The following is a 13,178-nucleotide window of genomic DNA, read 5'->3' on the forward strand; positions in this document are numbered from 1 at the left end:
GAAGCTCCCTGATTGTTTGAATGACGGGTAGTAGGTACAGCCTTTCACTCGCAAATGATTGGCTGTTACAGGTTTATACGAAGCTAAGTTCAAATCAGATTCAAATTAGATTCAAATTTCTGCAAAAAATGATGAAAAATTTTTTTAAGGAAAAATGAATTGTTGAAGTGCAAAGGCAAAAAAGAACAAAGCCACCTGAATTTCTTGGTGGCTTTGATATAAGTAGCTAAGTGGTAGCTAAGAATTAGCTAGGCAGTTTTTAACCAATTTCCTTTGAATAGGATAGGGCCGCTAGGTTTTTCAGGATCGCCTGAGCCGCCTTTAGGCTCCAGACTGATCGCCAGCAATTGCGGGGTGTCACTCTTAATGTCGGCAGGTAAGCTAATGCGGATGATGTTTTCCTGATTACCCCCACTGACTAAACCCAAAGATCTTACCTTGCCTTCTTTGGAGATCGACCATAATTCTAAGCTCTTGTCGGCAGCTAATTGCGGACGATCAACGAAACGCACTAAGATTTGATGATGCTCAGCGTCGCTGGAAATCACCGCAATCGGACGCGCCTTGTCATCGGACAGAGTGGCTACATATAAATCTGGTGCCAAAATAGGTGATTGCGGTTTAATTACAAAGACCGCGATCAAGATTAAAGCTGTGCTCGCAACCAGACTTAAATTGCGCCAAAAATGTAAACTGTCGAGGAAGCTAAAGAATGCGGTCGAACCGCGAGCTGCGTTAAGCTTGAGCCTCTGTTCAATATTGCGCCAAACCTGTGCTTGCGGCACTTGTTTTCGGCTAAATTCCATCATAGGCATAAGATGTTGCTCCCATTCTCTAACGACTTGCTGTAAGTGGGGATTGATGTTTAACCACGTTTGAAAGCGTCGTCGTGCGCCGCCACGTAAAGTACCGAGCACATATTCAGCGGCCAGTTTGTGTTGGAGGCGTTTGTTGTCGTGGATGTTCATGGTTTCGCCCCAACATTCGCTGTATTGGCTGTATTGGAAGTCCCGGTATTGAGGCAGAGACGTAGTTTCTCCAAGCCGCGTCGTATCCAGGTTTTCACAGTCCCCATCGGTAATTGCATTTGCTCTGCGACTTCACTATGCGATAGATCATGGAAATAGGCCAAGCTCATTGCCTGCCTGTGCAGCCCTTCCAGTTTTGTCATGCAGCGCGCCAGAGAGGCAGCATCTTGGCTGAGTTCCAATGCCTGCGCCGGAGTCAGATCAGGGCTTTCCATCGCATGCCAGACTTCATTTTCAAATTGATCAGTATCGTAACTAACATGTAAATGCTGTCCGTTATTTAGCTTGCGCAATAAATCAAACGCACGGTTACGTACGATAGTTGTCATCCATGTCATCGGTGAAGCCAGACTACTTTGATAGCTGACAGCGTTATTCCATATATTCACAAAGCTTTCTTGTAAGACTTCTTCGGCCAACTCACGATTTTGTAGAATTCGCAAAATAAAGCTAAATAACTTGGGCGAGCTAGATTCATATAAATCTCTGAAAGCCTTGGCATCTTGTTTGGCGATTGCCAATAGGCATAGATGCAAATGTGCGGGATCAGAGGCGGGAGTGTTTGAATATGCATTTGACAAGGGATGTCCTTTATGGAAGGAGGTTGTACTGACGATTCAAAACTGATTCAGTTCACAGCAAGCTTGCTATTTAGTGTCGTGGCCTAGTATTGCCTATTGTTGCTTGTTGCTTGTTGTTTTCGGTTGCTGCTTTAGGACTGCTTACTACTTATACGTCCTCCGATTCGAATCGGATGCAACATTATTGATTTAGTTGCTCACTTTGTTGAAAGCTGAGGTGTTGACTTAGTCCGTGACGATTAAGCTGCATCGTTTAGTGCTGACTTCTTTGTATGTGAAACCGTAAGTCCAAATCTTGATTTTGCACAATTTTGTTGTGCTTTGTTGAGTTCATCCCGGTGCAAAAGCGGTTCAAATCTACGGTGTTGTGGATTTAATATGACTCAAGATCCAGAAGTCACGCGATTGTCCGCGAATTTGTTTGTAACTTCTGAGTAAGCCTTCGCGTTCAAAACCGCTGCGTAGTAGGACTTGAAGCGAGCGTACATTGCTGTCGAGTACACTAGCCTGCACGCGTACGAGTCCCACTTTTTGATGTGCCCAATCGGTCAAGCTTCGACAAGTGGCGCTGGCAATGCCTAAGCCCCAGAACGCAGGTGCCAGATCGTAGGCGATTTCCGCGCTCAAATTTTGCTTGGAAAAGGTATGAAAGCCTATCGTACCTATCAGTTGATCTTTATCATTTGCAATCGCAAACTTGATTTGTGCCAAGGCCTGACTCCAGTCTTGAACCTGAATGAACTGTTGTAAATCTTGCGGAGAATTGACTTGCCAACTCCAGTGTTCAGTTACCTCAGGCTGCCTTAGATAGGCGCACCACGTACTTAAATCTTCGGCGCGAATCGGCCTTAAATGATAGCCACTTATGTCCAGCATCGGTAGCGGATGGGCAGCAAAGGGATTGGGCGACAAAGAACCTGATCCTGTCGGAAGCGTTACATAATGAGAGTTTGCATGACCGTAGTTCACTGGTGGTTGATCCTATTATTTGTACTATGATTTTTAACGAGTATCTTTAGCGAGTTTTTGTTGCCAAAATTGGAGATGCGTCGAGATAGCAAGCAAAACGCACAAGTTTTAATTGTAATTTAAGTAAATCAAATAAAAGAAATTTATTGCTACTTTCTACTCGCCGCTAGCGCAAAAAATCTTATCCTTGGCGTGCGTCCAGGGGCATCATGAGGTATAATTCGAATTTCCCGCTTGTGCCGTTGGGCACCTTCTGCAATGACTAAGTTCGTATTCGTTACCGGGGGCGTCGTCTCCTCTCTAGGCAAAGGCATCGCTGCTGCCTCACTCGCTGCTATTCTTGAATCGCGCGGTCTCAAAGTTACTATGCTCAAACTCGATCCCTACATCAATGTGGATCCGGGTACCATGAGCCCATTCCAACACGGTGAAGTATTCGTCACAGATGACGGAGCTGAAACGGATTTGGATTTGGGTCATTATGAGCGTTTCATTACCGCTAAGATGAAAAAAGTGAATAACTTCACGACGGGCCAGATTTATGAATCCGTGATTCGTAAAGAGCGCCGTGGTGAATATCTGGGCAAGACAGTTCAGGTTATTCCACACATCACTAACGAAATCCAAGAATACATCCATCGTGGCGCGGCTGGTTTTGACGTTGCTTTGGTCGAAATCGGCGGCACGGTTGGCGATATCGAATCCTTGCCTTTCCTCGAAGCCGCACGCCAATTAAGTTTGCGCGCTGGCAAAAATTCTGCCGCCTTCGTTCATTTGACTTTGGTTCCTTACTTGGCATCTGCAGGTGAGTTGAAAACCAAACCTACTCAACACAGCGTACAAAAATTGCGTGAAATCGGTATCTTCCCAGATGCCTTATTGTGTCGCGCTGATCGCCGTATTCCAGATGATGAACGCGCTAAAATTTCGCTGTTCTCTAATGTGGTAGAGGAAGCGGTAATCTCCGTATGGGATGCAGACACAATTTATAAAATTCCACAAATGTTGCATGATCAAGGTTTAGACAAGATCATTTGCGATAAATTAGGTCTGTCACCAAAACCAGCTGATTTGGCGATGTGGGATAAACTCATCTACGCATTAGAAAATCCAAAAGAAGAAATCACCATCGGCATGGTCGGTAAATATGTTGACCTGACTGAGTCGTACAAATCTTTGACAGAAGCATTACGTCATGCAGGTATTCATACCGAAAGCCGCGTCAATATTGAGTATGTCGATTCCGAAGAAATCGAAGCCCACGGCACTAAAGCTTTGGAAAAATACGATGCGATTTTAGTCCCAGGTGGATTCGGTAAGCGCGGTGTGGAAGGCAAGATTTTAGCTGCACGTTATGCCCGCGAAAACAAAATTCCTTACCTCGGTATCTGCTTAGGCATGCAAGTTGCCTTGATTGAATATGCTCGCAATAAAGCAGGTTTGACAATGGCGAACTCGACAGAATTTGATCTGGAAACTGAGCAGCCAGTCGTTGCCCTAATCAATGAATGGCAAAGTCATGATGGAAAAGTCGAGTTGCGTGATGAAAATTCCGATCTCGGCGGCACCATGCGCTTAGGCGCACAAACTTGTGCAGTTCAGTCAAATACTTTGGCATCCGATATCTACGGCAATGTCGTGACTGAGCGTCACCGTCATCGTTATGAAGCGAACAATCATTATTTGAAGCGTGTTGAAGATGCTGGTCTGGTCGTATCAGCGCGTACGCCAACGGAAGATCTGTGCGAAATTATTGAATTGCCGAAGAGCGTGCACCCATTCTACTTAGGTGTGCAATATCACCCTGAGTTCAAATCGACACCACGCGATGGCCATCCGCTGTTCACCGCATTTGCTAAAGCAGCGATTGCACACAAACAAGCGCAGCAAGCATAATCGAGCGATATCAGCTTAAAGGAAAACAGCATGAAATTATGTGGATTTGACGTTGGTCTGGATCAGCCTTTCTTCTTGATCGCTGGCCCTTGTGTGATCGAATCACATCAAATGGCAATGGATACTGCGGGTGCATTGAAAGAAATCACGACTGAACTCGGGATTCCTTTCATTTATAAATCATCGTTCGATAAAGCGAATCGTTCTTCTGGTACGTCTTTCCGTGGCTTGGGTATGGAAAAAGGCTTGGAAATTTTGGCCGACGTGAAGAAACAATTGAATGTCCATGTTCTGACCGATATCCACGCGATTGAAGAAATCAAACCAGTTGCAGCCGTAGTCGATGTTTTGCAAACGCCTGCTTTCTTGTGCCGTCAGACCGATTTCATTCAAGCTTGCGCGCAATCTGGCAAGCCAGTGAATATCAAAAAAGGTCAGTTCTTAGCACCGCACGATATGATCAATGTCATCGCGAAAGCGCGTTTGGCTGCGAAACAAGCTGGTCTGCCAGAAGATAATTTCATGGCTTGCGAACGTGGTGTGTCTTTCGGCTATAACAATCTGGTGTCTGACATGCGTTCATTAGCGATCATGCGTGAAACCAATTGCCCAGTCGTATTTGACGCGACGCATTCAGTGCAGTTACCTGGCGGCCAAGGTACTTCATCAGGCGGTCAACGTGAATTCGTCCCAGTACTGGCGCGTGCCGCGGTCGCGGTGGGTATCTCAGGCTTGTTCATGGAGACGCATCCAAACCCTGCAGAAGCGATGTCCGACGGTCCGAATGCAGTACCACTTGGACGTATGAAGGAACTCTTGGCGACGCTGTTAGATTTAGATCGCATCGTCAAGAAAAACGGATTTTTAGAATCTAGTTTTAATTAAGACTTAATGCCTCGCAGAGCCTAATGACTTTGCGAGGCAAATTTTTTTGGTTGGGATTGTTTCGGTGTTTAAGGGCGGGGAATTGTAGTGCTGGTGCACCCCGCGCCGCCAGACCTTTGAGCACCTAAGCAGCGCGGGTTGCACCAGCCCTACGAGAATGTGCGTGTTGGCTCCTTCCCCTTCAAGGGGAAGGCTGGGATGGGGATGGGTTTCAGTCGTTTAATCTGTAAAATGATCATGCAACCAAAACCCATCCCCACCCTAACCCTCCCCTTGAAGGGGCGGGGATAAAAAACTCAGGGGGCCGAATATGTCAGCCCTTGAACGAATAAGTATTTTAATCACCTGTCTTTCTAAGGTGAATTGTGGAAAAAGATAATCGCTTCAAAACCACACGTGTGTATTGAAGCTGAGAGTGATCGCAGACCCTTGAGAACATCAATGTGTTTGCTGCGTTTTGACAAGCTCGTACCCGAACACTTGTGATTATCTGCACCACGAGCTAGCTCTGTTTTGAGCCTTTGTATTTTGATTGAATTTTGATTGTTTAGGAGAATTTGAATGAGTGCTATCGTTGATATTATCGGTCGTGAAATTATTGATTCACGCGGCAATCCAACTGTGGAATGTGATGTGTTGTTGGAATCTGGCGTGATGGGGCGTGCGGCTGTGCCTTCTGGTGCATCCACTGGTTCCCGCGAAGCGATTGAATTGCGCGATGGCGACAAGTCCCGTTATATGGGCAAGGGCGTTTTGAAAGCCTGTGAAAACATCAACACAGAAATCGCTGAAGCGATCATGGGTCTGGATGCGAATGAACAAGCTTTCTTGGATCGCACATTGATCGATCTCGACGGTACAGAAAACAAAGCACGCTTGGGTGCAAATGCGATGTTGGCAGTATCTATGGCGGTGGCGAAAGCAGCAGCAGAAGAAGCTGGCTTGCCTCTGTATCGTTATTTCGGCGGCTCTGGCGCGATGCAATTGCCAGTACCAATGATGAACGTGATCAATGGCGGCGCACATGCTGACAATAACTTGGATTTGCAAGAATTCATGATCATCCCAGTTGGCGCACCGACATTCCGTGAAGCGATTCGTTACGGTGCAGAAGTATTCCACAGCTTGAAAAAAATCCTGCACGACAAAGGTTTGACGACAGCGGTTGGTGATGAAGGTGGTTTTGCGCCTTCCGTAGAAAACCACGAAGAAGCGATCAAATTGATCATTCAAGCGATCGAGGCAGCTGGCTACACACCAGGCACACAAATCGCGTTGGGCTTAGATTGCGCAGCGAGTGAATTCTACAAAGATGGCAAATACCATTTGGAAGGCGAAGGCTTAACTTTGTCTTCCACAGATTTCACTAACTTGCTGGCAACTTGGTGCGACAAATACCCTATCATCTCCATCGAAGACGGCATGGCCGAAGGCGATTGGGAAGGTTGGGCAATCCTCACAGAAAAACTCGGCAAAAAAGTACAGATCGTCGGCGATGACTTGTTCGTGACGAACACCAAGATTTTGAAAGAAGGCATACAAAAAGGTATCGCCAATTCTATCTTGATCAAAATCAACCAAATTGGTACTTTGACAGAAACCTTCGCTGCCATCGAAATGGCAAAACGCGCTGGCTACACCGCCGTGATTTCACATCGCTCTGGCGAAACAGAAGACAGCACGATTGCCGATATCGCAGTCGGTATGAACGCTTTGCAAATCAAAACCGGCTCTATGTCACGTTCTGACCGTATGGCAAAATACAACCAACTTTTGCGTATAGAAGAAGATTTGGGCGAAATCGCTAGCTACCCAGGCCGTGATGCGTTTTATAATTTGAAGTAATCGCATCAAAAGAAGTCAATTAATGTAGTTAATTAAGGCAGTATAAAAGGGGAAGTCAGCTTCCCCTTTTTATCGTTATGAAATATAGTCAAATTGTTTGCTTTGACCTTCACCTAAGATCACATGCGTCTAATTACCATCGCCTTGCTAGCTTTGTTAGTCCTGATCCAGTATCCACTGTGGTTAGGTAAGGGCGGCTGGCTGCGCGTCTGGGAATTAGATAAACAAGTGACAGCCGCACGCGTCAGTAATGATGGCCTTAAGGCACGCAATGCTAAGCTTGAATCTGAAGTGCAAGATTTGAAAAATGGCACTGCAGCTGTTGAAGAGCGAGCACGTTTTGAACTCGGTATGATCAAAAAGGATGAAATTTTTGTCCAAATACTGGAAGCGGGTAGCCAAGTTGAAAGCAAGCCTTCCGCTATTAAATCCACCGTAAAAAAAGCAAATTAATTGCCATTTAGATGATAAGTTTGCTTTTCAAGCAGATGTAATTCTCGGTGACTCAATACACTTTTTGAGCCACTTTTTTAATAATTTTTAAGCATGTATAATTCATACTTTCCCTCGCAGGAGGTTTTCTAATGGATAAAGTTATGATGCTTAAGAAATTGATTTTGGCTGTTGTCGCGCTTTGTGCAACGAGTGCTTTTGCCGCCAATAATTCGACAAATATTTACGCTGGATTAGATGCCGGAAGTTCTAAGGTAACAGGTTATTCTGGTCGTATGCTGAGTGTTGGTGGGCTTGTCGGTTATCAAATGACAAAGGAATTGGCCATTGAAGGTGGCTATCGCCGCTTGGCAACTTTGGATTTTTTGGCGGAGGATGTGGATTTGACGCAGTCTTCTGTTTCCTTGCTTGGTAAGGCCGAATTGGGTGGCGGTTTTGATATTCTTGGTCGTGTCGGTTATAACAAATTGAGCGCCGATGTTAGTCGCTGGGGACGTAAAAGCTCTGCTTCAGATTCTGGTGCACTGTTTGGCTTGGGCTTTGCATACAATGTGAACTCTTCATTCAATGTTCGTTTCGAAGTACAACGCCCTAGTAAAGATTCGACAAATTTCAGTGCGGCAACGTTATGGAAATTTTGATTTGTGAATTCGGTATTGGGAGAGGCCTGCGCAACTTAATGTGCAATTAAATTTGACTCTGTAGCACAAACAGCACACTATTTGATTGAGGCATCGTTTAGCCATAATCGTTGAATAAATCAGGCTTTGCTTGGGTATCAATGATTGGTCACGCAGTACGAACATCCAAATACTTTTGTATTGGACTCACAGGTATCTATTTCAATATGTGTATGTACAATGAATTTCTCAATGTGCATACATCTTCATTTACTGTGATAGATTTAGTGAAAGTAGTTTTTCAAACGCAATCTCAACTTCTGCCACACTCGGTGGATGACCTTTATCTCCTAAATTGATAATTTTGTCCGACCAATTTCCCTCGGTTTTCCATTTAGGTGAGTCGCAGTAAATTTCTATCGTCGGTGTTTCATAGGCCGCGGCGATGTGGACTAAGCCCGTGTCAACGCCAACCACCAAAGCGGCACGCTGAGCAAGGACAGTCGCTTCTTGCATAGAGAGTTTAGGTAATACGCGAGCGTTGGGCATGTTTTCGGCCATCGCTTCTGCTTCGGATTTTTCTGCGACAGTACCCCATGGAAGTAATATAGGCCAGCCAGTGACTTGCAGATCTCGTGCGGTACTGATCCAGTTATTGCGTGACCATTTTTTGGATTCGCCTGCTGTGCCGTGAAAGAATGCGATGTAGGGTGTCGCAGGCATCCACTCCGGTTGCAAATCCAATTTTTGCAAACCAAAACTGGCGGGTGTATCGACTTGATAATTTAGCGCGGCTGCAGCTACCAGACGTCCACGTAAAACGGCATGAGTGCGGCGGTCAACAGGAATACTTAAGTCGTGAAAAATTCTTGAAATACCTTCATAGCCTGAGCCTTCAGTGCCATTGGCTAATCCGACTTTACGACCATTCGGCGCTTTGCGTGCCATCCCCATGATGATGCCGGTTTTGAGTAAACCTTGCGTATCAAAAATAAAATCGTAAGCTTCTTCACGTAGCGTACGATAGAAGTGTTTGATCTCAGCGCGGGTTTCTTTGTTGCCTAAACTTTTTCGCCAGCGTCGCTGTGCATAGGCGATGACCTTGTTGACCTTGGGCTGTAACTTGACTAGATTGACGTAGGCTTCTTCTACGACCCAGTCGATTTGTGCGTTGGGGTAGTGGGCTTTGATGTCATCGACCATGGGCATGTTATGGAGGACATCGCCTAGGGAGGAAACGCGGATCAGAAGGATTTTCACGTTGTTGAATTGATTTGATTTATAAAAAAATGACTATCAGCTATTTGAATTTTGCTTGGGTTTACCCCCTTCTCCCGCGAGCAGGAGAAGGGGCGGGGAGTCAAAGCATGCTTTGACGGCGGTTCAGTAATCTTTGTTCTTCGTAGAATACATGCTATGGATTACTGAATCCCCTCACCCTAACCCTCTCCCGCTTGCGGGAGAGGGGATGTTCAGCCTTATTTAATAAGGCAAAACCGCATCTGGCTTAACAGCCAAAATCGCCGCTTTCAACGCTGCTTGAATTCTTATCAAAGCCTTCGGCGTTTCAGCTTCAAAGCGCATCACGATGACTGGTGTCGTATTCGATGAACGTGCTAAACCGAAGCCATCTGGATACTCAACCCGTAAGCCATCGATATTAATGATTTCGGTCGAGCCGGGGAAATTCGCATTTTTTTGCATCTCAGCGATGATGGCAAAATTTTCACCTTCATTCAGTTTTAGTTGCAACTCTGGGGTACTGGTCGATTGCGGCAAGTCATTGAGAATTGCCGTCATGTCCGCGACTTTACTTAGAATTTCTAGCAAGCGTGCGCCAGCATACATACCGTCATCAAAGCCGTACCAGCGATCTTTGAAGAACACGTGTCCACTCATTTCACCGCCTAAAGGAGAGCCAGTTTCTTTCAATTTAGCTTTGACCAATGAGTGACCTGTTTTCCACATCAAGGGTACACCACCGTGGCTTTTGATCCAGCTGGATAAATGGCGTGTGCATTTCACATCATACAAAATTTGTTCGCCTGGATGGCGGCTCAATACATCTGCGGCAAACAACATCAATTGGCGATCCGGGTAAATGATTTGCCCATCTTTCGTCACCACACCGAGGCGGTCGCCATCACCGTCAAAAGCTAAGCCAATTTCTGCATCAGAAGTTTGTAAGCAGCGGATCAGATCTTGCAGGTTTTCTGGATGCGCTGGATCAGGATGGTGGTTCGGGAAATTGCCATCGACTTCGCAAAATAATTCCGTTACTTCGCAACCCATAGCGCGGTACAAATCACCAGCGAATGCACCGGCAACACCATTGCCGCAATCGATTGCAATCTTGATTTTGCGCGTGAGTTTGACATCACTGACGATGCGTTCCAGATAGGCGGTTTTGATATCGTGCGTGTTGTAACTGCCTTCACCAACTGCGAAGTCTTTGGCGACGATTCTGTCGTACAACGAGAGTATGGTATCGCCATAAATCGCTTCACTCGCTAACACCATTTTGAAACCATTGTAGTCAGGTGGATTGTGGCTACCAGTGACCATGATGCCAGATGTCGCACCCAAGACATTGGTGCCGAAATACACCATGGGTGTTGCAACTACGCCGAGGTCAATCACGTTCACGCCAGTGGCTTGCAGACCCATGGCTAAAGCAGCGGTCAGCGAAGGGCCAGACAAACGGCCATCACGACCAATTACGACGGTCTTTTCACCTTTTGCCAATGCGGCGCTACCGAAAGCCTGACCGATGGCATAAGCAACATCGGCATCTAAAGTTTTGCCTATGATGCCGCGAATGTCGTAGGCTTTAAAAATACTTTTGGAAAGGAGGGACATAAAATTCACCTATAAAATAATTTCTTTAAAACCTCTCAACACAGAGGCACAGAGACACTGAGAAAGAGCAGGAGTCAGTGAACAATAACAATATTTTCTCAGTGAATCTCTGTGTCTCTGTGTTGAGGGGTTCTTATGTTTTGTTCTTAATCTGCCAAATAAAATCCTCAATACCGCATTGAGGTTGATACTCAACCACCAACTGCTGTATCAGGCTGCGAACTTTTTCATAATCGAAATTGCTGCATGCCAGGTCTAATTCTTCTAAAGCCGTTTGTAAATCTGCCCAAGCTAATTCTGCTTCTTGGGCGCGCATGATCAGTGGGTGCGTGGTACGTTCTACGTTGTCACCGATCAGTAATTCTTCATATAGTTTTTCGCCCGGACGCAAACCGACTTCACGGATTTCTATCGTGCCTTCTGGGTGATCAATTGACTTCACTTCCAATCCGCATAAGTGCACCATGCGACGTGCTAAATCAATGATGCGCACAGGTTCGCCCATGTCGAGCACAAATACGTCGCCACCTTGACCCATCGCACCAGCTTGCAACACCAATTGCGCGGCTTCGGGGATCGTCATGAAGTAGCGCGTGATTTCTGCATGCGTGAGTGTAATCGGTCCACCTTGCATAATTTGCTTGCGGAATAAAGGGACGACCGATCCCGAAGAACCTAGCACATTGCCAAATCTAACCATGCAAAATCGTGTGGTTTGTTGACGGCGCGCATTGGCTTGTAAGATTAATTCCGCTAAGCGTTTCGTCGCACCCATTACATTGGTAGGGCGCACTGCTTTATCGGTGGAGATCAACACGAATTGTTTGACGCCTGCATCGATCGCAGCTTGTGCTAATTTGAAGGTGCCAAAGACGTTATTGCGTATACCCTCGATAGGATTGTGCTCGACCAGCGGCACATGTTTATAAGCTGCTGCGTGATATACCGTATCGATTTCAAAACCACGGAAAATTTTATCGAGCTTGGTGCTGTCGTGGATAGAACCTAAGAAAGGTTTGATCTGACAGGCTAGTTGTAGTTGATCGCGTAGTACCGACAATTCCTGTTCTATTGAATACAGAGAAAATTCCGACATTTCTAAGAGCATTAGGCTCTTAGGTCTTTGTCGCAAAATCTGACGACATAATTCAGAACCGATAGAGCCGCCAGCACCACTGACCAATACATTTTTATCAGTGATGCAAGTCGCTAATAAAGCTTCATCTGGTTCGACTTGATCGCGGCCTAATAAATCTTCAATTTCAACATCACGAATATCTTGAACCCGTAATTCACCGTTGATCAGACTTTTGATTGATGGCGTGACTTTGACACGGACTTTGTAAGCTTCTAAGTGATCAAGAATTTGTTTTTGTTTGGCTTTGGAAACGCTGGGTAAGGCGAGTAAGACTTCTTTAATACCAAAATTTTTAACTAGTTGAGGAATCGCTTCAACGGGATAGACTTTGATACCAGCAATCGAAGAACCATGCATAGCGCGGTTGTCATCGATAAAGGCAATGCAATCAAGCTCATGTCCAGCACGCAAAGCATTCGCGAGTTGCATACCGGCGGTGCCTGCGCCATAGATCGCGATTTTGACGGCGTTCGGATTGCGTCGCAGGCCACCCAGGTAAGCGCGTGCCGCTAATCGACTTGCGCCTACATATAAAATGGCGCCGGACCAGTAAATCACAAATACTGCACGCGAGATTGCAGTTAACTGCAACATGAAGCTGAGAAATGCCAGCGCCAAAACGGATAGGCTTACTCCAATCACGACCACGCTAACCATCTTTTGATCGATGTAGCGTATTACCGCGCGGTACAAACCGATCTTGATGAAAATGGGGATTGCGAACAAAGGCACTGCGGCAATCAACCAGCCATAGTGTTTGACCAAATCAAAATTAACCGTTTCATAGCGCGTCAAAATCGCCAGAATAAATGCCAGCGGTAAAAAAATAGCATCTACCACACCAGCAATAATTTGCTTATGGAAGCGTGGAAGATTAATTAAGGTATGCATCATAATTGGGTGG

Annotated in this window: 11 protein-coding genes; 5 read left to right on the forward strand and 6 right to left on the reverse strand. The window is 45.8% G+C overall.

All coding sequences use genetic code 11. From position 1 onward, the window contains the following. Positions 1-248: 248 nt before the first annotated feature. The 3 genes from H8K55_RS01170 to H8K55_RS01180 all read right to left on the reverse strand — a co-directional run bounded on the left by H8K55_RS01170 (position 249) and on the right by H8K55_RS01180 (position 2,521). On the reverse strand, positions 249-968 hold the full coding sequence (locus H8K55_RS01170; RefSeq protein WP_186940186.1) for an anti-sigma factor: 720 nt from the start codon (positions 966-968) through the stop codon (positions 249-251). Next, positions 965-1,609 carry an RNA polymerase sigma factor gene (locus H8K55_RS01175; protein WP_230408443.1) on the reverse strand — a complete coding sequence of 215 codons (645 nt, stop codon included), beginning with the start codon at positions 1,607-1,609 and terminating at the stop codon, positions 965-967. The genes H8K55_RS01170 and H8K55_RS01175 overlap by 4 nt, the downstream gene beginning before the upstream one ends. Before the next feature lie 357 nt (positions 1,610-1,966). Next, complete coding sequence (locus H8K55_RS01180) at positions 1,967-2,521, reverse strand: GNAT family N-acetyltransferase (RefSeq protein WP_186940187.1); 555 nt, start codon at positions 2,519-2,521, stop codon at positions 1,967-1,969. Positions 2,522-2,836: 315 nt separating this feature from the next. On the opposite strand from H8K55_RS01180, the gene H8K55_RS01185 reads away from it, so the two are divergent. The 5 genes from H8K55_RS01185 to H8K55_RS01205 all read left to right on the forward strand — a co-directional run bounded on the left by H8K55_RS01185 (position 2,837) and on the right by H8K55_RS01205 (position 8,298). After that, positions 2,837-4,474, forward strand: coding sequence for a CTP synthase (locus tag H8K55_RS01185; RefSeq protein ID WP_186940188.1), 1,638 nt, complete (start codon positions 2,837-2,839; stop codon positions 4,472-4,474). A gap of 30 nt (positions 4,475-4,504) precedes the next feature. After that, on the forward strand, positions 4,505-5,359 hold the full coding sequence (kdsA, locus tag H8K55_RS01190; RefSeq protein WP_186940189.1) for a 3-deoxy-8-phosphooctulonate synthase: 855 nt from the start codon (positions 4,505-4,507) through the stop codon (positions 5,357-5,359). 561 nt (positions 5,360-5,920) lie between these two features. Continuing rightward, positions 5,921-7,204, forward strand: coding sequence for a phosphopyruvate hydratase (eno, locus tag H8K55_RS01195; RefSeq protein ID WP_186889117.1), 1,284 nt, complete (start codon positions 5,921-5,923; stop codon positions 7,202-7,204). 123 nt (positions 7,205-7,327) lie between these two features. Next, positions 7,328-7,657, forward strand: coding sequence for a cell division protein FtsB (gene ftsB / locus H8K55_RS01200; protein ID WP_186940190.1), 330 nt, complete (start codon positions 7,328-7,330; stop codon positions 7,655-7,657). A gap of 131 nt (positions 7,658-7,788) precedes the next feature. Then, the gene (locus tag H8K55_RS01205) at positions 7,789-8,298 is read left to right on the forward strand and encodes a porin family protein (RefSeq protein ID WP_186940191.1); all 510 of its coding nucleotides are present in this window, start codon (positions 7,789-7,791) and stop codon (positions 8,296-8,298) included. A gap of 249 nt (positions 8,299-8,547) precedes the next feature. On the opposite strand, the gene waaC is transcribed toward H8K55_RS01205, so the two are convergent. The 3 genes from waaC to H8K55_RS01220 all read right to left on the reverse strand — a co-directional run bounded on the left by waaC (position 8,548) and on the right by H8K55_RS01220 (position 13,168). Continuing rightward, positions 8,548-9,537, reverse strand: coding sequence for a lipopolysaccharide heptosyltransferase I (gene waaC, locus H8K55_RS01210; protein ID WP_186940192.1), 990 nt, complete (start codon positions 9,535-9,537; stop codon positions 8,548-8,550). 222 nt (positions 9,538-9,759) lie between these two features. Next, positions 9,760-11,136, reverse strand: coding sequence for a phosphomannomutase/phosphoglucomutase (locus tag H8K55_RS01215; RefSeq protein WP_186940193.1), 1,377 nt, complete (start codon positions 11,134-11,136; stop codon positions 9,760-9,762). Between the two features lie 133 nt (positions 11,137-11,269). Continuing rightward, positions 11,270-13,168: a polysaccharide biosynthesis protein gene (locus H8K55_RS01220; protein ID WP_329604969.1), complete on the reverse strand. Its 1,899-nt coding sequence runs from the start codon at positions 13,166-13,168 to the stop codon at positions 11,270-11,272. Between the last annotated feature and the right edge of the window lie 10 nt (positions 13,169-13,178).

Source organism: Affinundibacterium flavidum (assembly GCF_014284175.1).
Lineage (GTDB): Bacteria > Pseudomonadota > Gammaproteobacteria > Burkholderiales > Burkholderiaceae_D > Undibacterium > Undibacterium flavidum.

Coding starts and splice junctions, on each gene's coding strand:
- H8K55_RS01170 (WP_186940186.1), bottom strand. CDS start 968: ATGAACATCCACGACAACAAACGCCTCCAACACAAACTGGCCGCTGAA.
- H8K55_RS01185 (WP_186940188.1), top strand. CDS start 2,837: ATGACTAAGTTCGTATTCGTTACCGGGGGCGTCGTCTCCTCTCTAGGC.
- kdsA (WP_186940189.1), top strand. CDS start 4,505: ATGAAATTATGTGGATTTGACGTTGGTCTGGATCAGCCTTTCTTCTTG.
- eno (WP_186889117.1), top strand. CDS start 5,921: ATGAGTGCTATCGTTGATATTATCGGTCGTGAAATTATTGATTCACGC.
- ftsB (WP_186940190.1), top strand. CDS start 7,328: ATGCGTCTAATTACCATCGCCTTGCTAGCTTTGTTAGTCCTGATCCAG.
- H8K55_RS01205 (WP_186940191.1), top strand. CDS start 7,789: ATGGATAAAGTTATGATGCTTAAGAAATTGATTTTGGCTGTTGTCGCG.
- H8K55_RS01215 (WP_186940193.1), bottom strand. CDS start 11,136: ATGTCCCTCCTTTCCAAAAGTATTTTTAAAGCCTACGACATTCGCGGC.
- H8K55_RS01220 (WP_329604969.1), bottom strand. CDS start 13,168: ATGATGCATACCTTAATTAATCTTCCACGCTTCCATAAGCAAATTATT.